We start from the raw sequence: 24,397 nt of genomic DNA, 5'->3' as shown, positions 1-24,397 counted from the left end.
CCTATTTAACTAAATTAAAACAGTTTTAGAAGATCTAGAAAGAATAATCTCATTTTATTACTAAAAAATACAACATATTGTTTAGATTCAGTCAAAATAGTAGTTAGTCTTCTACTTAAGATAACAATTTTTTAGCTAGACTAGATTATTAGAATTGACACTTTTGTGTACATTTCTATTACTTCTAGCTCACTATTAATTCTCACCTTACAAAAATGGTATATATATATACATTTTAATTCGATTTCCTGTAGTTTATGAGAAGAAATATACTATTTTTGAATGAATATCATTACATTTCCCTCTAATTTGTTTCATTTTTTGTAAGTTGTTATCCTACTAAATGAGGGTAATCATCACATATAAAAATTAGCATTAACTAAAAATATCAAAGACATTCATATTTTTATATCAGTATCGGAGGTTACGGCAATAATTCTTCAGAATATATTTTAAAAGGATTTTTATATTGCCAAATATAATTTTTTTAAAATTATAAATCAGAAGTGAGGAGATATTATTATGATTATAAAAAAACACCCATTTCGTACTCTAGCAAAAACAGCTGTTGCATTAACTATGATTATTCCTACATCCCAAGCCATTAGCCAACCGTTTGCGTATGCTCAAGAAAATATAACCAAATCTCAACAACAAGTAGCACCATTTTGGAATAAAAACAAAGATTATCCAGGCGAATCTTATGTTACATATGAAGGTAAGGTTTATCATTCTTTATATTGGGTAAATGCAGGTACCTTACCTACCCAACAATTTAGCGGATGGGAATTATATACTGGTTCAGAATATATACCCGACAATAGCGATCCAAATGATTTATTTGGTGAAGGAATAACTTGGCCAACCCATGTTTTTGCACCATATGTAGATAACGGAATGAATCCTCAAAATCTATTAAAATATGCCCAAGAAACAAATACTAGTTTCTTCACGCTTTCGTTTATAGTGGCTGATAAAAATGGAAATCCAGTATGGGGAGGAAGTCATACCCCTATTGGAGATGGTAACTTAGATGATCAAATAAAACAAATTAGAAAAATAGGTGGAGATGTTAAAGTATCCTTTGGTGGAGCAAATGCCGGTAATATCCCTGGATTAGGTGCAGATCTTGCCGCAGCTATTACAGATGTAAATAAATTAAAAGATGCTTATAAAAGTGTAATTAACACATTACATTTAACACACATGGATTTTGATATTGAAGGAGTCTTAGTCGCTCACCCAGAATCTATCGAAAGAAGATCAAAAGCAATTGCGTTATTACAAAATGAATTAAAAGCTGAAGGTAAAGATGTAAAAATTGGTTATACCTTACCAGTAATGCCTTATGGCCTAACTAATGATGGGATAAATGTGATTCAAAGCGCCATAAAACATGATGTAGATTTAAATTCTGTTAATATTATGACTATGGATTACGGACAACAAAACCAACAAATGGGACAAGCTGCAATAGATGCTATTAATAGCTTGCATGGACAATTAACTAATTTATATAAAGGTACTATTAAAGATTCTGACATTTGGAAAATGATTGCTGTTACACCTATGATAGGAAAAAATGATACTCAAAATGAAACTTTCACATTAAATAATGCAAAAGAATTGTTCCAATTTGCCAAAGAAAAAGGTATTGGGGAAATTAGTATGTGGTCAGTGTATCGTGATAAAAAAGCTACTGAAAGTTGGCAAATCGGTCAGGCAACTGGAGATGCTTCTGGATTACCCGATGTAGACGACGGTGCCTTTTCTAAACTATTTTCTGCTTTTAATAGTAGTACTGAAATTGACGTAATCGCTCCAACAGCTCCTTCTAACCTACGCTCTGTTAGTAAAACAACAACAACTGTTGAGCTACAGTGGGAGGCTTCCACAGATAATATTGGTGTGAAAGAATATGAAGTTTATCGTGATGGAAAAAAAGTAGGAACAACAAAAACAACACGTTATGAAGATGCGGGATTACAAGCCAATACAAAATATAATTATACAATTAAAGCTACAGATGCTGCGGGAAATAAGTCAAAAAGTAGCAATGAAGTTTCAGTTACAACAAAGGAAGAGAATCCAGAACAAACAGCTCCAACAGCTCCAACTGGATTACAAGCATCAGAAACTACTACAAACAGTGTTCATTTAATATGGGAAGAATCCATAAGTAATGTTGGTATAAAAGAGTATGAGATTTATCGTAACGGTACGAAAATAGCTACAAGTCCTTCAACTTACTATACAGATGAAAATTTACTGGCTAGTACTGAATATAGCTATATGGTAAAAGCTATAGATACTCAAGGAAAAGTTTCAGTTGCGAGTAATGAAATCAAAATCACAACAAAAGATACCCCCTCTTCTGAGTATAAGGCATGGGATTCGTATGCTGCATATAAAAAAGGAGATAGAGTAGAACATCAAGGTAAAATTTATGAAGCAGTTCAAAGTTATCAAGGATACGGTGATCCAAATTGGATTTTCTCATTAGCTTTATGGAAAGTAATTAAATAAACCGTAATACTATTAAATAAAAGACATCTTTCTTTTCAGATTGATGTCTTTTATGAATTGAAATTTATATTTTACAAATCTATTCTTTCATTTGCCCTAGACTATATATTTTCTATAGGTAATTCTTATTTTACATTACTATGATTTGATTAAGCATCATATTTTCTAAGTTAAGACAAAGTTTACATTATTAATAGTTCGGACGAAAGTCCTAACATATAAATCTTTTTAACTATATATATAATTAAAAGAAGGTTTTAAGATGCAGACGAACACTAATACTATAGAAGACATCTATCAGGAGATATTAAATGGAAAAAGAAATAGATTTCCACCAAATACTTGGAAATTAGATAGAAATAATCAATTGGCCAGAAGAGTAACAAAGTATTTAGTAACAAAAATTTTGAATTGGAATGAAGAAGAGATAAAACAGAATTGGAATAACAAATTGATTGCAAAGTATCGATTACGTGGTGTATTGAAGCACAAATATAATAATAGTCCATATGCGATGATTAATGATTTATATCCGAATCAATTTAAAGAATGGGAATTTAGAATGACACCATTAAATTTTTGGACGAAAGAAAAGGCCCTACAATTATTAAAATGGTTAATTGAAGAAGAGGAGAAATTACCACCACAGAAACTCTTACAAATTTATGGGCAAAAATGGTTAATTGAACATCGACTAAGTGCACCTCTAAGGGTGATTTGGAATGGAAGCCCGTATGCGATGATTAATGATTTATATCCAAATCGATTTAAAGAATGGGAATTTAATAAGGCTCCTAATAAGTTTTGGACGAAAGAAAAAACATTACAAGCACTAAAATGGACAATTGAAGAAAAAGAAAAATTAAATCTGGATCAATTGAAGAATATATACGAACATAAATGGTTAGCCCAATCAGGATTGCGTGGAGCCTGTCAATTATATTGGAATGATAGTCCATATGCAATGATTAATGATTTATATCCAAATCAATTTAAAGAATGGGAATTTAAGATGACACCTAGTGGTTTTTGGACAAGAGAAAAAGCGCTAGATGCATTACAGTGGACAATTGAAGAAAAAGAAAAGCTGACAGATAATCAATTATTACAGCAATACACAATGCAGTGGCTTAAAAGCCATAGACTATGGACACCTGTAGTAAGATACTGGAATGGAAGCCCATACGCAATGATTAATGATTTATATCCAAATAAATATATAAAAAGTTCATTTAGAGGATATATAAATAAAACTTAATATTATTAAACATAACTTAATTAAAATGAAAGCTTAACTTGATAAAAATGAAAGCTTAACTTGATAAACAGCAAACTATATTTTCTTGATGGGAGAAATATCTAATAACTAATTGGCACGATTAATAACAATAGAAAAACAGTAAAAAATGCTACTGGTTTAAAAATGAATTTAAGGTTTTAGAGGAGGATATTTATGCAAGCAAAAAAAATTATATTTATTTTTAAAGTGATTAGGCTATTAGCAATAGTTATCTTATTTCTTCTCTTTTATTTTACACGTCAATTTTCTTATCTCTATTTCTCAATTCCTTTCATTCTTGGAATATTTACTAGTATTATTTTAAAAAATAGCAAAAAAACAAAATTTTATAGATGAACTTGATAAACAAGCTATCAACTTCAGCAATGAAGCAATAGCTTGTTTTTATCTATCCTTCCCCCCCATTTTTACATATTTATTACTCCTTTTCATATGTCTTACAGGTCATTAATATAATTCCACCATTTAATCTCCTCTGCCCCAGTATCTAAAACTTAAGATTTTAGCATTATATTAATAAAAAAAGTAAGAAATTTATATGAGGATTTCATTATAAATTTTTCTAAAATGAAAATTTTGTGAACTTTATAACAAGATAGCTTGTTAAACCATTTTCAATAACTTATAATCTTAACTGTGTATGGTGTGTATGGTGTGCATCATATACAGTCACACTTGTCGATGGAGAGGTATTTAAATGAAAATTATTTTAAATAATGCATCAAATCAACCTTTATATCAACAAATAAAGGAACAAATTAAAGATTCTATATTTAATAATGAATTGACGGAAGGTGAACAATTACCATCAATCCGTGTATTGGCTAATGATTTACATGTAAGTATGTTAACCACAAAAAGAGTTTATGCGGAACTAGAATCCGAAGGTTTTATCGTTACCAGGGTTGGAAAAGGTACTTATGTAGCATCTACAAACTTGGAATTATTAATGGAATCTAAGCGTCATATGGTTGAAGTAAAATTGACAGAAGTGTGCAAAATGGCTCGAAGTATTGGAATCCATAATGAGGAACTCTATTCGATGTTAGATTTAATCTTAAAGGAGGAAAATGAAGAATGAATGCAGTGTTAGAAGTGAAGAATCTAAACAAAGCTTATGAGAATTTTTCATTAAAAGACGTGACATTTTCACTTAACCAGGACTGTATAACTGGTTTTATTGGTACTAATGGTTCTGGGAAAACTACTACTATTAAAGCTATCCTCGGGCTCGTACTCAAAGATTCGGGTAAAATTAATTTTTTAGAAAAGGATATAGATAAACATGAACGAAAATCCAAAAATAAAATTGGTGTCGTGTTAGACGAAGGGTACTTTTACGATGAATTAACATTAAAAGAAATGAAGAATGTAATCGCCCCTTCCTATACTGAATGGGATGAGCAAGTTTTTTTAAAGTATATTAAACGATTTAATTTAAATCTAGGACAAAAAATTTCTACCCTCTCCAAAGGAATGCGAATGAAATTTGCAGTTGCTCTAGCTTTATCCCACCACGCAGATCTATTAATAATGGATGAACCCACAAGTGGACTTGATCCATTGGTTCGAAGTGAACTAATAGACATACTTCTAGATTTTATGAAAGAACCAGGAAAGAGTGTCTTTTTTTCTACTCATATTACCTCAGATCTAGATAAAATAGCAGACATGATTATTTTGATAGATGATGGTCAAATATTAATTGATGAAGAAAAAGATGCACTAGTGGAAACACATGCATTAGTAAAAGGTGATAATCAATTGATTAATAATCAAACAGAAAAACTCTTTTTGAATTTGAGTCAAACTAAATATGGATTTGAAGGGATTACTCATAAAATAGATGATGTGTGCCGGCTTATGCCTGGTGTTTTGATGGAAAGACCAACTATAGAAGATATAATGCTTTCTTATATTGGAGGAAATACATATGCTTATTAATCTTGTTGTAAAAGACATACTATTAGTAAAAAGATATTTTTTTATTTTACTCGTTTTCGCAGCTATTGCACCAATCTATCTTTCTACTCAGTTACACCTCAACGATGGTGGACTTATTGGTTTTCTTTTAACAGTAGTTTTTATGGAGCATATTTTGTTTGGTACAATATCGAAATTCGAAGACCAATACAAAGGAGCAGCTTTACTTTGTGCAACACCATATACTAGAAGTGCCTTTGTAAAAGCAAAATATCTCTTTCTATTGGTAGTTTTTCTTTGTGCCTCAATTATTCGAATGATAATTTCAATTATTATACCATCTGGTATCGAGAATCTTAGTATAAACGCTCTCGGAATAACATTCTTAGTTGTTAGTATTTTGTTTGGAATATTACTCCCTTTCCAATTTAAATTTGGTTTTGATAAGACAAAAATGATTTCTTTTATTGTTGTCTTTTTGACACCTTTTGTAGCTCCTACTCTTATAAAAGAAATTCAGTTGAGCCATCTAAATTTTACACTCCCTCTTCCATTTCCATCAATTATCATGGCATGGATGCCTTGTCTCATTTCAATAGTTATTAGCATTATATCAATGATAATTTCACTGAAGATATATGCAAAAAAAGATTTATAATTAGTTTAAGGGGCATTTTAAAAAATATGTTTTATCGTCCCATACTTATCGAAGTTACGTCAACGCACAAGATACTTCAGTTCTCAGCGTAGGAACTACTGACAAAACCTACTAAGAAAGCTGGTAAATACGTCGATGTTAGCAGGTATCTGTCACTTCGAACATTTCGTTATTTACTTTCTAAATCTTGAGCATTGATCTATGTCTCGATTAAAATGCATCCCTTGTCAATTAAGTGATGTATTTTAGATACTTATTTGTTAAAAAAGGAAGGATGAATGTTCAATCAACCGACACAACTACTTCTTAGGAAGTGTGTTATAGTTAATTCAGAATCAATACTGCTTAGCAGCATTAATTCTCACCTATCTTTTATTTATTTGTTTTTACACCAACTTAAAGGAAAGACCAACTATATTTTTAGTTGGTCTTTCCTTTTGTTATTAGAATACGATTAAGAATCACTTAGTTTATATACACATTACTATTTATTTTACGATAATGTACATATGCTTCCGTTAGAATTCTACCGTTCTCTTAATAAAATATGAAAAACATAACTAGTTAAGGTACCTTTCAAAAAAATCGAAACAAAAAGAACTTGTAATATATAATTACAAGTTCTTTTTATCGTAGCTTCAACACATTGGAACTATAGACTTGTAAACAACAACATTAAAGGAAGGGTGAATTATCCCTTTAAAATGATTATATAACTAATATTCATATTTTGAGATTGAAACCTTGAACATTTCGTTAATTTTAACGATTATTTTAATATTCTTCATTTTTAATTTACATAAACATGTTAATTTCTATACATTATAATAAAAATAATATAAAAATAAAAATATATGTGAAATTTTTTATATTTTTTTTGATAATCATAAAATATTTTATTATTATCATTGCATTTTCACTCTAATATTACCATGTTTGTAGATTGCTATTAGAGATTTACCTTCTAAAACTTACTTAAAATTGGTTAGTATTGAATACATTGACTGAAAATTGAGAAATCAAATGCATATTGATACTATTATCATATAAATTATCTGTCAGTCTAACTTCCATTACCCACAATAATGTTTTTCTATCTATGTATAGAAATAATTTATCTGTCAGTAATTTATAGTTAATTATCATATATTAAAAAGGAGGAAGTAAAATTATGAAGAAGCAAATCATTACAGCAACTGCTCTGGCTGCAACATTAGCTACAGCTGCATTACCTACAACATCAGTATTTGCTGCTGAGACAGTTGCTCCTATCCAACAACAGGAATCACAAGTTAGTATTCAACCGTTTGCACAAAGTAATCTAGAAACGGCTGTTCAAGCTGCATTAAATGGCCCCGAAGTAAAAAAAATAAAAGTATTTGAGCATGAATTTAATGTAAAAGAAATTGAAGTTGTGGATCGAGGTGCAGCTGGTAAAGATGTATACGGACAAATCTCTCATCATTTAAGCTTCCGTCCAGATGATCAACTTTACTATAAATTCACAAAAAAAGATGGTGAGGTAACGGGATTCGAATTCCATATTGATAGAGGGGGCTGGACACCGATTGTAGCTCCACTTTTATCAATTCTTGCTGCATATAACGGAATTCCTGTTAATCCAAATGATTTAAATTCACTCGGTCAACAACTTGGAAAAGTTATCGATGGTAGTTGGGAACATGCAGGACAATCTATTGCTACTGCAGTTAGTTTAAGCTTTAATGAGAAATAAGCTTACAGGCATTATTTAGGGTTACAGAGAAGTATTATTCGCAAGTTTTTCTAAAAAGATATTATATGTAACAAATCCATTTCTAAATTCAATGCAGTAATAAGAGAGAGACTCTCCCCAAAAGTCTTTTGATCTCAGATATGGAATTCATATAATTTTGTCACATAATATCTTAACAAATAAAAATTTACATTAATAATTATGTAAACATTACCAATTTTAATAATTCATTGTACTTCGGAAAACAGACGTCTAGTTTAAGACTTCTGTTTTCTTTGTATAATATTAGATTTGAATTGTATGCCTTATAAAGTACATGAAGTATGATAATATACTTTGTCATCATTTCACTAAACTTGCACATGATTATTTTGGCCTTTCCACCCTTTTATGATTACATTTCTAAACTTATGTTCCCAGTGCACGATGGCTTTTGAGCAAATCTAAATGAGAATATCCCACTCTAAATTTTAAACCTAACACAATATTTTAAGGCAAATGAAAATAGTAAATCTGATGGTAGCTAACATATTATCTTATTTGACTTACTTTCTTTTTAACTTTACAAACCTTTTGGTACCTATTATAAATTTGGCACTATTTATAAAAACTAAATTTTCAAATTAATACAGTCTATTATTCTCATGCTGGACTTTATGCATATGGTAAAAGCACCTAAATTATTATATAAGACTAATCTGTTTAAAATCAGGAGAGATATAATGAAGAAAATAAAGATTATAAAACACTTAAAATTCGGGATTCTTACTTGTTTTACACTAGCGAGTTTATGTACAACTTCAATAGTATTTGCTGATAGACATTCAGGTTATTCATATGACTCCGATTTAGGTTATCGAAATCCAAACTGGATGTCAAAATTGGAAGATACAAAAAGAATAAGCGAATTATCTATTCCAGGTACTCATGGTTCTATGGCTTTACATGGAGCGAGTTTTATTGATGAGAATTTGACAAGAAATCAAACAATGCCCCTACCTCAGCAGTTCAATGCAGGAATACGGTATGTAGACATGCGTGTTAAACGTGTGAAAAATTCTTTTGCCATGCAGCATGGTATTGTAAATCAAAAAGCAATGTTTGAAGATGTATTAAAAGAAACAATCCAATTTTTAAGAGACAACCCTCATGAAACAATTTTAATGCGCTTAAAAGAGGAAACTGATCCAGAGAACGGCTCACAGTCATTCGAGGAGATATTTAAAAGTTATAAAGACCGTAATGTGTCCTACTTTTGGGAACCTAATTCTGTTCCATTTTCAGAAAGAAATAACCCTAAGTTAGGAGATATCCGCGGAAAAATTGTAATACTACAAAACTTCGCAGCATCTCAAGAATACGGTATTAATTATGAATCATTAAATATCCAAGATAATTTTGAAGTTAGCGCTGGACCGGATGGAATGTATGAAAAATGGAGTGCAGTAAAAAACCAGCTTCTAAAGGCAAATAACGACTCTAACAATAATCATATCTATCTCAACCATTTTAGTGGTACAGGTGGCGCTACAGCATTATGGAATAATTATTATCCTTGGTTTGTTGCAAGTGGAAAGGAAAATCGAGATACTGGTAGTAACCCACAGTTAATTCAAAAAAACACAACAAATGAATGGAAAGACTTCCCTCGTGATACAAACGGTCAAGTATTTTATGGTGGAATGAATACAATGGGGACAGATTTCATACTACAAGGTGGTATCAGACATTCTGGTATCATTGCAGCTGATTTTCCAGGTCCAGGTTTAATAGATAGTATCATTAAATTAAATGGGATAAACGTTAATGAAAAAGAGATATTAATTTCCCAAATTTCTTCTGACTCTAAGCCATTGCCTGGAGAAAAGAACCGATCCAGCCAAAACTTTAGTATAAATAATTTACCCCCAGGGACAATCGGTTTAAAATGGATTATTGAACCTACCCAGGGAGAGACTTCTGACAGTATCTCTTTCAATATTATGGTCGATGTTTCTCTGGGTCTAGATCGTGTTAGTTGGAGCAATATTTCAAATGAGTCCAGGACTGCAGCAGATACAAATTCTAAATATTATATCGCAAATCCAAGTGGTGCAAATCACCCGTTTACAGTAAAAGTATATGCTATTACCAATTAAATTTTTTAAAGGATTTCTTTATCCCTCCGTCGGCTTAAGAAGTTCAATTACCTTATGTATCAAAAGAGCATTCTCTCCAGGTATGCTATATTAAAGGAAATAAAGAATCCAGTGAACTTAAAAAAATTTAATGTGACATATCTTTAGGATTATAAAATAAAAAAGAATCTAGAAATTCCACTAGATTCTTTTTTGTTTTTGGAAACAATTCATATTTAGATTAAAATGTTTTATTTTATAAAAATAATTAAAATACAAATTAACAAACCGCTGAACGTCCTAAAAGTAAAAGTACAATAACTACAACTTCATTCCATGTTGGTAATGGATTTATTTCAACTTTATTCGCGGAAACACATTATATAGAAAATAACATTTCTTGGTTTCGTTCCCCGTTACTTTCATATAAGTACATAATCATATCACCTTTCTATATATAATTTATTTATAGTAAAGGCGTTCCTTCTTGATTTCAAATAACTACTTATGACCAATGAGCAGTAACTATCGTATCTTAATGCTACTTATAGCATAGAAAAACTGACAGTAAAACACATTCTGTTTTCTTAAAATAACGATATAAAATCAATAAGTAATAGTTGATTCTCCTATTCTTTCTCACAACTAAAAAATTATTATAATAATCATTACACTAACTACCCATAAACTCCATATATACTACAGATTATGTTTGTATGATACGTATATCAATAGAAAGGGATGATATATATTGCTGACAATTTATATAATATACCTGTTTTTATCAATTGCTATCATGCTATTTTTATTTACAAGTACAATCGGTTAATTTTATAGATTATATCAAGCTCGCTTCTTTTCATACAAGAGAACGTCTATTTCTTCACTAAATTAAAGAGAAAATCCTATTACTATCAAGTCGAAATTAGAGAGATTCAGTTTAAGAGAAAGCGTTCTTCTTTTTCTATAAAGCTAAGTCATTATCTTAAAGAAGATATAGATATCTTTCGGTTCCCTCCTACATATAAAGCAATTTACCCTGCTTCCTAATACCCACTGATTTGTTACACAAAAATAAAAATTTGAATTTCAAAACACCCAGGAATACAATGAATATAGTATATACCTTATTTTTTAGAAAGAAGGATTGAACACGAAAACCAAAGTAGCTAAATCAATTCAAAATTTACAATTGAAATCATTTGAAATGATGACAAATTCTGTTTCTTTTAAATCTATTTTGCGTGGAACTGGTATGACTTTTGTAATTATTTTTGGATCATCTTTCATTAACAACTCTTCTTTATTTTCATTAAATTCTTTGATGGTGATATTGGGTTTCTTTTTAATCTTTATGCCATATATTTTTAATATTGCTGAGAAGTCTAATATATAACTTAATTTCCGACGTTTAATCATTGACTTAAAAATTATTAAGCACCCAAAACAAGAAATTCACACACTTTTAATTAAAAGGTGTGAATTTTTTTGTTTAGGTCTATTTGCTCTTAAATCTATAGTTAAGTGATACTACTTCAATTAATTAATTTTTATTTCTAGTTTAAAATTATGCAAATGGGTAGCCTGTATCTTCTCTACAATACAATTTCCCTTATTTAACTATTTATATAGTATAGATTTAAAAGTAAACATACCTAATCCCCCTATACAAAACTGTAAGAGTATCTTCAACCTTTTAATATTATATTTATATAAAATTTACCCTTTCTTGAAAACATACTATACTATAAAATTAAATTAACAAATATTATTTAATGGAGGTTCATAATGAATAAAACAGAACTAATTAACCAAGTATCTGAGAAAACATCACTTACTAAAAAAGAGGCTACTGCATCTGTACAAGCTATCCTAGATCAAATTACACAATCTCTTCAAAAAGAGGAATCCGTACAGTTAATTGGATTTGGTACATTTGAAGTACGTAAGCGTTCTGCACGTACTGGGCGCAATCCCCAAACGGGCGAAGAAATGCATATCCCAGGAGGAAAAGTACCTGGATTTAAAGCTGGAAAAGCTTTAAAAGAGGCTGTTAAATAAGCATTACATTATCTATCTAAAAAGGAATGGAGATTTTCATCTCCATTCCTTTTTAAATTAATCATATATTTTTTCGGAAAATAATTAACTAGTTATTTATCATTTTCACGATTTCCATACCCTACACACTCTTCTAGTCGTAGTATTTGTTTTTTAGATGCTAGGCGCATCTTTTACTGCTAATTTTTTCTGACTTAAATAAACAGCTCGATCCGATTTTTTTGCAACTTCCTGTGAATGCGTTACAACAATTACACATTTATTTTCTTGATGAGCGAGCTCCTGGAACAAATCAATAATGTCATTTGCTGTTTCTTCATCAAGATTTCCTGTTGGCTCATCAGCAATCAGTAAATCGACATTACAAGATAGCGCTCGAGCAATTGCTACACGTTGTTGTTGTCCGCCGCTTAGTTGTAAGACATTTCGTTTCGCTTCTATTTCTGTGAGTCCTACCTTCTCTAATAATTCTAATGCTCTTGCTTTTTTATTTTTTACCTTTACACCTGTAATTTCCATTGCCGTTAGTACATTCTGAATGGCAGTCATATAGGTAATTAAATTATAGGATTGGAAAATTACGGATACATTTTGATTACGGTATCGATCCAAACCAATTTTTCTAATATCCTTGCCATTATAAAGTACATAACCATTTTTAGGTATATCAAGCCCACAACCTAAGCTAAGGGTGGTGGTTTTACCAGATCCAGATGGCCCTAAAATCGTGTAGAAATGCCCTTTTTGAAAAGAAAAATTAACATTATCTAGTATCTTTACTTTTTTTCCATTACTTTCATAATAATAATCTAAGTTTTTAAATTGTAAAATCGTCTCCATATCGAGCCTCCTTATTCATCTTTTAAAAGGATTTGTTTTGGATTTAAGCGTAGAATAGATAATGCTGGCAAAATAGTTGCTAATATAGCAATAGCTAGTCCAATCCCCCCCATTTTCCCTACGTCTTCTCCTGCTACACTTACATTAATTTTATCTATTGGATCCTCTTTTTGATCTTGTACCGTTCCACCTGGTCCAGCCACCATTACAGTTCCATTTTGTGAAGTGTCTGTTTCTTCGCCTGCTGTAGCAACTTCACTCGAAAGTAAATTATCCCCTACGAATTGAGAAACTTTAGCTCCTGTTGTTAGAGATAAACCAAATGCTAAAATAGCAATACATACTACTTCTACTACGAACTGCGCCATCAGTTTCCATTTTTTCTCTCCAATGGACAATAAAATTCCCATTTCCTTACGACGTGCTTTAATCGATAACATAATAATTAATCCTAAGATAATTGCACCTGCAATAGATACCATATAGATAATTATTTGAGAAGTAGAAGCGATATTTTCGATAGGACCAATCATTTGTTTGTACAACGAATCATGTGCATCTAACTTAAAATAATTAAAATCAATATCAGATTTTTTTGCTTCTTTTTTAAATCCATCAATGTATTGTGGATCGTTCAAGAAGTACACGGCTTGAAAACTATTACCCATACCGTCATCTGTTTCTAATTTTTTTAAAGTAGAGTAAGGCATATATAGCTTATTAGCTGGATCCATCATAGGAGGAGCATGCTGACCCATTGGTTGCTCATTTGTTTCATAAATACCAATAATTTCAAATTCAAGAGTTTGCTTCTTATCCCCTGATTGAATTTTAATCTTATCTCCTACTTTCAAATTGTTTTGTTCCGCTAATCGTTTTTCCATTAAAGTTACATTCTGATCTTTCATCTTTTCTGTAATTGGTTTCCCATCAATGATTTTACTTTTTCCATTTTTAAAATTTTCTTGTAATACAGTTTTACGAACTCCTTCTATCATAAGAGAAGAATTCATATCTATTTCTGAGCCCGAACCTGTTCCACCCGCTGCTGCCACCATTCCAACTCTACCTTTTCCTTCGTCTTCTCCTTCTGAAGCACCTACTAGTTTAAATCCATCCGAAATTCCGAAAGTATGGGTTATGTAATTATAATCTTTTACATACTTGGACTTCGCTAATTGATCTGCTTCTTTAATGTTGAGCTTTGGTGGCTTAGGCATCTCTCCAGTTTCCCTAGCTTGTTGACCTAATTTATCAAAATCAAGACCTAAAGTGACATCTGCACCTAATTTTTTTCTTGCTGCATCCGCAGCTTTTTTTGATGCATTTTGAATTGCGAATCCGGCCAATACTAAATTTGTAACAATCAGAAAGACCGCCATCAAAATTAATGATGTCCCGACTCTTTTTTTCATACTGAGAATTGCACGTTTCATAAAGTTCATTTTTCCTTACCTCCTTGATAATTTGTATTTTATATAGGTTATCTAGAGTCTATATGAAGCTTATCTGGAGTTTATCTAGAGATATTAGGGCTTATCTGGAGTGTATATGTGGTGTTTCGTTAAAATAGGTAAGAAAAACTGGAATACAAGTTAAAATACTTAATTTATTTTGAAGATTGATAAGAAGTAAGTCCATTTAATAGTGAATGAGGACAAACGAAATACTAATAGAATAAATTTAGTCACCAACTTGATTAACTAGGGAAATGCATACAAACATGGGATAACACCTTCCATTTATAACCACAGTATAGGATGAAAAACTATAACTGGAAAATAAGCCTCTTTCATGGAATAACAATGTGGTTATTTTTCTTCTTCACATTTACCACTCCCAATACATCTAGTCCCCACACGGTAAGCACAAATAAAAAACCACCGAAAGGCGGCTAAATTTTTAAACGTCCATTATTTGATCTGTTTATTTCACATTTTTTGTTAGTATTTCCTTTCATCATATCTAAAACAGAGCTATTTTCTTAGTGACAAGGTCGATCAAACTATATAAGCGGCAAATCCATTCTAATCATTCGCCATATTATGCATCATAATCTATAAAATACGTATCTACAAATCAAAGACCTAAAAAAGAAAAAATCTGAAACCCCTTCTGGCATAAGGAGTTTCAGATTTTTTTATTTTAGTAATACCCTTTGCAACAAGTTGCCATTAGGATAGTGTATCAGCAACTTGTAGCTATTACTATGAATGCTAGATTCCTCAAAATTATTCCATATTTTTTCATTATATTTATATTATTCTATGCTTTGTTCTAAATTATAATTCCATATTTATGGACAAAAGTTTAAATTTATGGAATTTTGTACAAGCTATTTATACATCATTCTTAATTAGGAGGGATTCTTTATGTTTGGTCTAGGAAAAAAAAGAACTCCATTTGGTGATTATTTAGATCACAGAGGAATCAAACAACAATGGCTTGTACAAAGAACTGGATTAAGTAAATCTCTGATAAGTGATTTAGCAAATAAAAAGGATCGTATTCCCACTTTAACATCTGCAACTAAAATCATTAGAATACTAAAAAAATTTGATAAGCATATTGATTATCAGGATTTTTGGAATATTGATATTTAAAACTTCTAGAATGTACTACACATCTAATTGTCTCTAATCCAATCGTGTAGATTACTAAAAACATAGATTTTTCCCTTTATAACTATTGATTATTTAACACTTATAATACAAAAATTACTTTTATTAAAAAGGAGATAAATTTCTATTTAGCTCTGTTCATATCCCCGCTTAAAATAATTAATGATTACATCCCACTTCATTTTTGACAAATCAATTCTTTAAAGACATTTTTATTAGAAATTCTAAATTTCGTTGTTTTTTATCCAGAAGCCTTAATATACATTTGATATTATTCTAAAATTTATAGCGCACTATTCGAACATTTTGTGAAAACCACCAAAAAACATCACAAACTACTAGTAGTAGGTATTAATTTCCTGTGTTTGTTCCAAACACCGTGTTAAACTGAAGGGGTTTAACAGATCTACTCTAATAACATTAATGAAATGGGGTATTTACTTGAACTTTCCACAATTAAAAATCGGGCATATGATGCCAAAGGTCCCAATTCTACAGGGAGGAATGGGCGTAGGCATTTCATTAAGTAAACTTGCATCTGCAGTTGCAAATGCTGGAGGAATTGGGATAATATCAGGAACTGGTATTTCCATAGATGAAATGAGAATGCATATTAGGAAGGCGAAAGAAAAGATTCGGAATACTGGTTATATTGGAGTAAATGTCCTTTTTGCAATGAATGATTTTGCTGAAAAAATGAAAGCAGCCATTGAGGAAAAAGTTGATTTCATCATATCTGGTGCTGGCATTTCGCGAGATATGTATACTTGGGGGAAAAATGCCGGCATACCAGTTATTTCAATAGTTTCCTCAGCCAAACTCGCTAAATTATCTGAACGATTGGGTGCAGCCGCTGTTGTAGTAGAGGGGCATGAAGCAGGAGGACATCTGGGTACCGAGCGACCTTTATTCGATATATTACCGGAAGTAGTTGCAGCAGTCGAAATTCCCGTAATTGCTGCTGGAGGAATTATGACCGGGAAAGATATTGCTCGTGCCTTAAAAATGGGTGCATCTGGTGTGCAAATGGGGACAAGATTCGTTGCAAGTAATGAGTGTGACGCACCACTATCCTTTAAGGAAAAATATATAAATGCTCGATTAGAAGATACTATATTAGTCAAAACAACTGTCGGTCTCCAAGGTCGTGCGGTAAAAAATAACTTTACTAAATTAATAGCTGATAATAATAAAAAAATAAAAATAAAAAAGTGTATAAATTGCTTAAAAAACTGTTCTTATCGTTTCTGCACGCTAGATTCTTTGATAACCTCTATGGATGGTGATTGTGAAAATGGTCTTGTTTTCGCAGGTGCACGAGTAAATGAAGTCAAAGAGATTTTGCCCGTCCAAACAATTATTAACAATATTATGATGGAATATAGAGCATGTATTTAGCGTAGCATCCATGTATAGTTCTTTAAAAAATATTTAATGTTGTAAATTCTTATTTTCCTGACGATACATCAACTAATAATTATGGGCATTATTGATTATAAAAAAGAACACCTAAAAATGCTGTAGGTGTTCTTTTTTATTTATAATTGGATAATTTCTCTTATTTCTTCTATAGGTAACTTCGTAAATTTCGCAATATCCTCTACAGACATTCCGTTTTTATACATACCACATACCAATTGTATACGCTCGGCTTTTTTCCCTTCTTCAATACCCTTTTCAATACCTTTTTTGATTCCTTGCTCCTCTGCATGAGCAAACTTTGCAGCTTCATCCATTAGGGTTTTTTCCCTCGCTTCATAGGCTTGTCTGAAAGTCGAATCTTGACTCATTCGCTCCCACTTATTCATTGCTTTTTGTAAAATCGGATCTTGATTCATCGCAATGTCCTCCAATGTTTGAGTTAAGTGTTCATCTTCATTTGCCGGAAGTAATAACAGCCAACGAACAAATGAATCTTCCCACGGATTAACCTTCTCTTCCCGCCATTGTTCCATTAATTTAGGAAGCTCTATAACATGAATCTCTATATCATCACTAAACTGCTTTTGCTGTTGTACATTCCATAGCTTTCCCGTTGTATGAAATTCCTCATATTCGGGAAAAAGTACGAAGTTTAACAAATTAATAGTAATTGTTTTACTAAGAGAGCTGTAAGGCATTCCTTTTTGTAACTGTGAAGTATATAATTTACCCCAGTAATACAAACTTCGTTTAATCATGTCGTGATTATTATTCAGCTGAATTTCTACGTTTACTTTAGTACCTGTGTCTAATGTGGCTGAGACATCTAAAATTGATAATTTATCATCCTCGTGTTCTCGATGTAAATGTGGATCCTCTAATTGTAGTGACATAATAGGTGATTCTAATGAACTCTTTAGCATGGCATTTAAAAATGTGATAAGAATATCCTCACTACCACTTGTCCCAAATAATTGCTTAAAAGCAAAATCAATTCGTAAATTTACTAATGACTTGGTCATGACTTTCCTCTTCCTGTCTAAGAAACTCTCTTTTCTTTATTGTACATAAAAATTAGGTAATCATGCAAATAGGAACATTTACAAAAGATAACGCTATCATTCTTTTCAAAAATATATGTTCACTAGAAGATAAAGGTACAATTAATAGTTAATTTGGTGAATTATAACATATATTATCTTTAAATAATACCTATTCAAAAAAAATAATGGATTATTTGTGACATAATTGTTAAATATAGGGATTTAAAAAGGCTTTCTATATAAAAAAATAGAAAGGTGATGGTGTACGGATAAAATATAAGGGGGATTTATATTATGTTTTCAAAAAAACAAAAATTAGTAACAGTGGTTACCACTCTGACGCTAGGATGTGGATTAGCTTTCGGATTAACTCCTACTTCGGCAGATTCTATAAGTAATCCTACTCCTATTAAGGAAGAACAAGTAAGAATACAAATACCTTTCACTGGATATGTTATTTCAGCAGATGATAATTATTTGGTTGTAGCTGACACTAATACAAAAGAGGAGGCACTTTCTTATCAAAATAATTGGTGGGAATTAGCTTCTCAGAATAAAATTTTACGTGTTCCTATTACTAGCAAAGATAACTATAGCGTAGGTGAAAAACTAAATATATTTTCCGTAGGATGGACTCACTCTATTCCACCAATCGCTGTTATGCCTGTTATCGAAAAAATAATTGAATAAATTATATATTTTTTACAAAAGAAGATAGCCCTTAAAAATGGCTATCTTCTTTTAAACTCATTTATTCTAAATTGGACTAAAGAAGTTTTGTTTGTAACTATCTTTATAAATTTATGCTATAACAACGCTTGTGCACTTTTGTATTTACTGAACTATGGCTTGTTCTTCCTTCTTCATAGCTCTAATGGATTGAGCTACTTTAACCATCATAGAACATTCTATCCTCTTGCGGAAGATTTTACAGCTGAACTCATGTGTTCCCTTAAGGGAACCCGTTGCATGTATTGTATTAGCTGGGCAACCGCCGCTACAGTAAAGCTGTGCCCAACATTCCTGACATTCCGTTTTTGAATAGCAATTACTCTTCTTAAATTGAGACTGTATCTCTGTTTTTGTAATGCCATCCCAGATATTCCCCATACTATATTCTTCTTCCCCAACAAACTGATGACAAGGAAATATCTCCCCCCATGGGGTAATAGCAAGGTATTCAGTTCCAGAACCACAACCAGAAATTCTTTTTTGAACGCATGGACCTTCTGAAAGGTCAAGCATGTAATGATAGAAAGTAAAACCGCTTCCTTTTTCCTCACGGTTTAGCATTTCCTTCGAGAGAATTTCATATTGATTGTAAATTTCCAAAAGATCTTCTTCACCGAGCGCATATGGTTCTCTTGGATTACAGATAACTGGTTCCATTGATATCTTATTAAAACCTAGATCAGCGATGTGATAAATATCATTGGTAAAATCGACATTATTATGGGTATAGGTTCCACGTACATAATATTCTTTATCTCCACGCTTCTCAACAAATTCCTGAAACTTTGGAACAATATGATTGTAGCTACCCCTCCCATTGACAGTTTTACGTAGATAATCATGAACTTTTTTTCTTCCATCAAGGCTTAATACAACATTGTGCATTTCCTGATTCAAGAAGTCAGTAATTTCATCATTAAGCAGCATACCATTTGTAGTAAAGGTAAAACGAAAAGTTTTTTTGTACTCTTTTTCTTTATTTCTTGCATAGGCGACAATCTGTTTGACAGTCTTCCACGCCATGAGTGGCTCCCCACCAAAAAAATCAACATCGAGATTTTGATGATTACCTGAGTTTTCTAATAGAAAATCGATGGCTCTTTTTCCAACTTCATAACTCATGATGGCCCTATTTCCATTGTATTTTCCTTGGCTAGCAAAGCAGTATTCACACGACAGATTACATGTATGCGCAACATTAAGGCAAAGAGCCTTCACATAAGTGGGACGATTTATCAAATCAATTGAAAGGTCCTTATAATCATCATCGGTAAAAAGCTTCCCATCTCTTTTTAGTTCTTCAATATCTGCAATTGTTTCTCGAATTTCCTTCTCGGAAACGTGGAAATCATATTTATACTTTTCCTGCATCATTGACAGGATTTCTACCATAGGAGTATTCTCATATAGCATAATTATTTCATAAGCAAGATCGTCAACAACATGTACCGAACCGCTATAAGTATCTAATACGATATTGTATCCATTTAATTTATATTGATGAATCATACTGGATAATCAAACTCCTTTTTCATAAAGATTGCCGCCCATATAAAATATAACTGAGTACAATACTACTTGTTTCCTATCTATTTATTGTATTTTCACACTTTTGATTTGCAACTCCACATGAGGTTTTACAAGCAGACTGACAAGATGTCTGACATGCACCACACCCACCATGTTTTATAGTATCTTGCAGTTTACAAGTGCTCAGTGTTATAATTCTTTTCATTGTTTATAATCTCCTTTTGAAATAATTTTGAAGAACTAAGGTGTTTATTTGTGAAAAAAATCACAATCATATACCTTAGTTCTTCATATTGTAATTATTTATACATTCATAAATACGGTACGTGAAATTACAACATTTATCTTATAATAAATATGGCATTTATAACTTTGTGCTACAACTATAAAAAGTCAATCCCATTGGAATTGACCTTTTATAAACCGTGGCAACAGAAGGATGTCATAAAACTAGGATTTGATATTGTAGCATTTCACTTGTGAAAAGTATAACATGATTAACTAAGAATAGATGTGTCAATCCTTGGAACATTAGCTATAACTTGATTTTTTGAGTATATATAATAGTTAGTGGGCTATAGAATTCATCCTATATCACTATTAATAATTAGCATTTTTTAATAATAAAAAAGGATGTCTAAAAAAATTCTATTTTTTTAGACATCCTTTTTATCTATTTTATTAATAATCCTGTAGGAGTAACTTGATATGTTTTTTTCTTGCCTACAAATTCCTGTTTACTATTCTCAAGATTAGTAAGTGTGGCACGGGTCTTTTCCTTCTGTGCTTCTCCCTCTATATGAGTAAACTCGATATAATCCCCTACCTTAACTGGAACGGTTTGGCTTTCAGCATTTTGTTGTCTATTTCCTACAATTTCTTTATTGTACAATATATTGCCCGATGAGTTTTGAACTTTAATGCTTGCATACGTACTAGTAAAATAGGAATGGGGGATACCCGCTTCTAATTTAATCTGCATTTTTTCTGTTGATTTGTTATACTCTACTTTTGCGATTTCTCGATCATTATATCCCTTTAATGACCAGTTAAATTGATTTCCATCTAAAACTGTTGTTTCTGGCATTTTTTCTACTTTCTTCAGGCCTTCTTTTGTAACTTGATATCTTGCTGTCTTTCCAATGGTTTCATTTTTGTTATTTTCAAGGTTAATTAAAGTCGCTCGCGTCTTTTCCTTTGTTGCTTCCCCTTCTATATGAGTAAGTTCAATGTAATCACCTATTTTAACGGGCACAGTTTGGCTTTCAGCATTTTGTTGTTTATTTCCCACGATTTCCTTATTGTACAGAACGTTGCCAGAAGCATTCTGGACCTTAATACTCGCATACGTACTAGTAAAGTAGGAATGGGGTACACCTGCTTCTAGTTTTACTTTCATCTCTTCTACTGTTTTATCATAATTTACTTTTGCAATTTCTCTATCACTATATCCTTTTAATGACCACGCAAACTTGTTTCCTTCTAAAATTGTTGCTTCTGGCATTTTTTCTACTTTCTTTAGACCTTCTTTTGTAACTTCGTATATGGCTTTTTTTCCAAAATTCTCTTGTTTACTATTATCGACATTCGTAAAAGTAGCTCTATGTACACCTTCTAGATGTGTTAACTCTATATAATCTCCTACTTTGACTGAAACTTTTTGCGATTCAGCATTTTGTTGTTTATTTCCATAAATATCTTTATTGTATACTACTTTCCCTGATGCATTTTGTACTTTAATACTCGCATATGTTTCATTAAAATAATGATGTGGTATGCCTGATTTTAGATCAACTTGCATTTCTTCTGTCGACTTATTGAAATTGATTTTAGCAAACTCAAAATCACTAATTCCTTTTAGTGACCATGCAAACTGCTTTCCTTCTAAAATACTAGAGGAGTTCGGTATATCTGAATTAAAACCTAAGTTATCTAATATAGATTTTAAATCAGGCAAAACACCTATTCTATCATTCCAAGGATCTTGAGATTGTGTTCCTGTATTTGGATTACTTAAAATATTTCTTAGTTCGGCTGGTGTATAAGGATAACCTCGATGTTCTTTAGCAATACCTTGAATCGAAGTTGCTGCCCCGGCAATAATTGGTGAAGCACTTGATGTTCCGCTAAATGTTGATGTATATAAATTTGTAGTATTTTGACTTGGATTTGCAGATGTTGTATCAACATTTTCTCCCCATCCATATACATCTAATCGACTTCCATAATTTGAAAACCATAAACGTTTATGTGGAACAGTTGATGATCCCGCCCCAACCATAATAGCACCTGAATCCTTAAAGTCTGGACTATTTCGATTTAAGATTTTTTTTCCATTACGATCTTTAAAATTATCTAAGTCGTTTGAACCATTTGCTCCAGCTTCTATAATAATAATCCCTTTATCTGTACCAACACGAATCGCGTCAAAAATATCTGGATGTACTTCTACAGGTAAATATTTCTCCCCATACCCATCATACGAAGCTTGTGCCTCTAATAAAAGAATATCCCCTGCTTGTAAATTATGTACAGCACTTAAAATAGCATCCGCTGTATTATAAATTCCATTATCCCTGATTTGGGATATTACTTTTACATTTGTACTTGGTGCAATTCCAATATTTCCAATTTGATTATCTTCTGATGAAACAATTCCTAATACAGAAGTACCATGAGCTCTATGCTGGCTTATATTTTGTCCAGACATAAGCTTTATATTTTTATTAACTAGATCCTCATGGTTCAATAACCATCCATATTCCATATCCACAAAAGTTGTCCCCTTTCCGTCACCACCTTTAATGCTCCAAGCATGCGAGGCATTAATTCCCTTTGGTGCCGCTTCAAGGTATCCTTGATTTTTAAATCTAGGATCATCGTACGGATTAACAGATAAATCTGGTAACTGTTGTATTTCAGGGGGTGTCAAAATTTGTTTTTCTTGTATATAAGCTTCCTCTACAAGAGGTGATGTTTCAAATTTTTTCAGTAATAATTCTATTTCTATGTTATTAGGAACTTGTACAATATAATAATTCAATAAATTGTTAGCTGATTGATTAGCAAATGATTTAGAGTGTAATGATAACTTTTCAATCTCTATTGGATTTACAGATGAAAACAGGCGATTCAAAGTAAGTTCTGTATTTTCGGAAAATAACTTCTTTAAATTGTTATCATAATCCCCATTTTTTATTCGTTTCTCAATACCATCTTCATAAGGTAAGTCAATTTGATTTTTAAACTTTACAATTAATCTTTCTTCCTGTGAATCTCTTTCTTTGTATGTGACATTATAAGATTCAGCATAAACTTTATTATGAATACTATCATTTTGTAGGATTAGATCTATTCCTACAAATGTTGTCATTGCAATTGATGAAATTAGAAACCCTTTAAATATGTTCATACTATACCCGCCAATCTATATTCTCTTGAGCATTTTTCAATGCGTATAATGGTTAAGATTTTTATATAATATATAAATCTATAATTTAACTTTTGTAGTGAAATCTATGGCTTTATTAATAATCCCATAGAGGTAACCTGATATATTCTTTTCTTTCCCATATACTCTTGTTTACTATTCTCAAGATTAGTAAGTGTGGCGCGTGTCTTTTCCTTTTGTGCTTCTCCCTCTATATGAGTAAACTCAATACAATCTCCTACTTTGACTGAAACGGTTTGGCTCTCAGCAGATTGTTGTCTATTTCCTATAATTTCTTTATTGTACAAAATGTTACCGGATGAATTCTGGACTTTAATGCTTGCATACGTATTAGTAAAATAAGAATGGGGGATACCCGCTTCTAATTTAATTTGCATTTTTTCTGTTGCTTTGTTATATTCTATTTTCGCGATTTCTCGATCATTATATCCCTTTAAT

Annotated in this window: 19 protein-coding genes; 11 read left to right on the top strand and 8 right to left on the bottom strand. The window is 31.5% G+C overall.

What is annotated here, in order from left to right; genetic code table 11:
• The first annotated feature begins 522 nt into the window (after positions 1-522).
• The 7 genes from HMPREF2590_RS23155 (at position 523) to HMPREF2590_RS23120 (ending at position 10,280) form a co-directional block, all read left to right on the top strand.
• A complete protein-coding gene (locus HMPREF2590_RS23155; protein WP_070861552.1) occupies positions 523-2,526 on the top strand; it encodes a fibronectin type III domain-containing protein in 2,004 nt (667 codons plus the stop codon).
• 262 nt (positions 2,527-2,788) lie between these two features.
• Entirely contained in the window at positions 2,789-3,784 is a 996-nt protein-coding gene (locus HMPREF2590_RS23150) for a DUF4046 domain-containing protein (RefSeq protein WP_070861550.1), read from the top strand.
• Between the two features lie 739 nt (positions 3,785-4,523).
• Positions 4,524-4,907 (top strand): GntR family transcriptional regulator, encoded by a 384-nt coding sequence (locus HMPREF2590_RS23140; protein WP_000691660.1) that lies wholly within the window; start codon positions 4,524-4,526, stop codon positions 4,905-4,907.
• Positions 4,904-5,770: an ABC transporter ATP-binding protein gene (locus HMPREF2590_RS23135; RefSeq protein ID WP_000994767.1), complete on the top strand. Its 867-nt coding sequence runs from the start codon at positions 4,904-4,906 to the stop codon at positions 5,768-5,770. Before HMPREF2590_RS23140 ends, HMPREF2590_RS23135 begins: the two co-directional genes overlap by 4 nt.
• Positions 5,760-6,407: an ABC-2 transporter permease gene (locus HMPREF2590_RS23130; RefSeq protein WP_000906775.1), complete on the top strand. Its 648-nt coding sequence runs from the start codon at positions 5,760-5,762 to the stop codon at positions 6,405-6,407. Before HMPREF2590_RS23135 ends, HMPREF2590_RS23130 begins: the two co-directional genes overlap by 11 nt.
• Before the next feature lie 1,171 nt (positions 6,408-7,578).
• A complete protein-coding gene (locus HMPREF2590_RS23125; RefSeq protein ID WP_000744122.1) occupies positions 7,579-8,142 on the top strand; it encodes a hypothetical protein in 564 nt (187 codons plus the stop codon).
• Positions 8,143-8,864: 722 nt separating this feature from the next.
• Positions 8,865-10,280: a phosphatidylinositol-specific phospholipase C gene (locus tag HMPREF2590_RS23120; RefSeq protein WP_070861547.1), complete on the top strand. Its 1,416-nt coding sequence runs from the start codon at positions 8,865-8,867 to the stop codon at positions 10,278-10,280.
• Positions 10,281-11,438: 1,158 nt separating this feature from the next.
• Here HMPREF2590_RS23120 and HMPREF2590_RS30475 read toward each other — a convergent pair.
• On the bottom strand, positions 11,439-11,678 hold the full coding sequence (locus HMPREF2590_RS30475; protein ID WP_000596062.1) for a hypothetical protein: 240 nt from the start codon (positions 11,676-11,678) through the stop codon (positions 11,439-11,441).
• 369 nt (positions 11,679-12,047) lie between these two features.
• Here HMPREF2590_RS30475 and HMPREF2590_RS23110 point away from each other — a divergent pair, with 369 nt between their 5' ends.
• The gene (locus HMPREF2590_RS23110; protein ID WP_001043921.1) at positions 12,048-12,320 is read left to right on the top strand and encodes an HU family DNA-binding protein; all 273 of its coding nucleotides are present in this window, start codon (positions 12,048-12,050) and stop codon (positions 12,318-12,320) included.
• A gap of 153 nt (positions 12,321-12,473) precedes the next feature.
• Here HMPREF2590_RS23110 and HMPREF2590_RS23105 read toward each other — a convergent pair whose 3' ends face one another.
• Both HMPREF2590_RS23105 and HMPREF2590_RS23100 read right to left on the bottom strand, forming a co-directional pair.
• Complete coding sequence (locus tag HMPREF2590_RS23105) at positions 12,474-13,160, bottom strand: ABC transporter ATP-binding protein (RefSeq protein ID WP_050822647.1); 687 nt, start codon at positions 13,158-13,160, stop codon at positions 12,474-12,476.
• Between the two features lie 11 nt (positions 13,161-13,171).
• Complete coding sequence (locus HMPREF2590_RS23100; RefSeq protein WP_050822649.1) at positions 13,172-14,605, bottom strand: ABC transporter permease; 1,434 nt, start codon at positions 14,603-14,605, stop codon at positions 13,172-13,174.
• 927 nt (positions 14,606-15,532) lie between these two features.
• Here HMPREF2590_RS23100 and HMPREF2590_RS23095 point away from each other — a divergent pair.
• Positions 15,533-15,763 (top strand): helix-turn-helix domain-containing protein, encoded by a 231-nt coding sequence (locus tag HMPREF2590_RS23095; RefSeq protein ID WP_000467331.1) that lies wholly within the window; start codon positions 15,533-15,535, stop codon positions 15,761-15,763.
• A 441-nt stretch (positions 15,764-16,204) separates the two neighbouring features.
• Positions 16,205-17,179 carry an NAD(P)H-dependent flavin oxidoreductase gene (locus HMPREF2590_RS23090; RefSeq protein ID WP_000871005.1) on the top strand — a complete coding sequence of 325 codons (975 nt, stop codon included), beginning with the start codon at positions 16,205-16,207 and terminating at the stop codon, positions 17,177-17,179.
• Positions 17,180-17,319: 140 nt separating this feature from the next.
• On the opposite strand, the gene HMPREF2590_RS23085 is transcribed toward HMPREF2590_RS23090, so the two are convergent.
• Positions 17,320-18,225 carry an Rpn family recombination-promoting nuclease/putative transposase gene (locus tag HMPREF2590_RS23085; protein ID WP_000167468.1) on the bottom strand — a complete coding sequence of 302 codons (906 nt, stop codon included), beginning with the start codon at positions 18,223-18,225 and terminating at the stop codon, positions 17,320-17,322.
• Positions 18,226-18,540: 315 nt separating this feature from the next.
• Here HMPREF2590_RS23085 and HMPREF2590_RS23080 point away from each other — a divergent pair, with 315 nt between their 5' ends.
• Complete coding sequence (locus HMPREF2590_RS23080) at positions 18,541-18,936, top strand: DUF3221 domain-containing protein (protein ID WP_000491772.1); 396 nt, start codon at positions 18,541-18,543, stop codon at positions 18,934-18,936.
• A 144-nt stretch (positions 18,937-19,080) separates the two neighbouring features.
• Here HMPREF2590_RS23080 and scfB read toward each other — a convergent pair whose 3' ends face one another.
• The 4 genes from scfB to HMPREF2590_RS23060 form a co-directional block, all read right to left on the bottom strand.
• The gene (gene scfB, locus HMPREF2590_RS23075) at positions 19,081-20,487 is read right to left on the bottom strand and encodes a thioether cross-link-forming SCIFF peptide maturase (RefSeq protein WP_000581827.1); all 1,407 of its coding nucleotides are present in this window, start codon (positions 20,485-20,487) and stop codon (positions 19,081-19,083) included.
• Positions 20,488-20,563: 76 nt separating this feature from the next.
• Positions 20,564-20,713 carry a six-cysteine ranthipeptide SCIFF gene (scfA, locus tag HMPREF2590_RS23070; protein WP_000821352.1) on the bottom strand — a complete coding sequence of 50 codons (150 nt, stop codon included), beginning with the start codon at positions 20,711-20,713 and terminating at the stop codon, positions 20,564-20,566.
• A gap of 468 nt (positions 20,714-21,181) precedes the next feature.
• Positions 21,182-23,920 carry a putative mucin/carbohydrate-binding domain-containing protein gene (locus tag HMPREF2590_RS23065; protein ID WP_070861546.1) on the bottom strand — a complete coding sequence of 913 codons (2,739 nt, stop codon included), beginning with the start codon at positions 23,918-23,920 and terminating at the stop codon, positions 21,182-21,184.
• A 104-nt stretch (positions 23,921-24,024) separates the two neighbouring features.
• Positions 24,025-24,397: putative mucin/carbohydrate-binding domain-containing protein (locus tag HMPREF2590_RS23060; RefSeq protein ID WP_277996130.1), on the bottom strand; the 373-nt coding region annotated here is incomplete at its 5' end.

It is taken from the genome of Bacillus sp. HMSC036E02, from assembly GCF_001836235.1.
GTDB lineage: Bacteria > Bacillota > Bacilli > Bacillales > Bacillaceae_G > Bacillus_A > Bacillus_A cereus.
The sequence above is the reverse complement of the archived record's forward strand: the minus strand, read 5'-3'. Positions and strand labels throughout refer to the sequence as shown.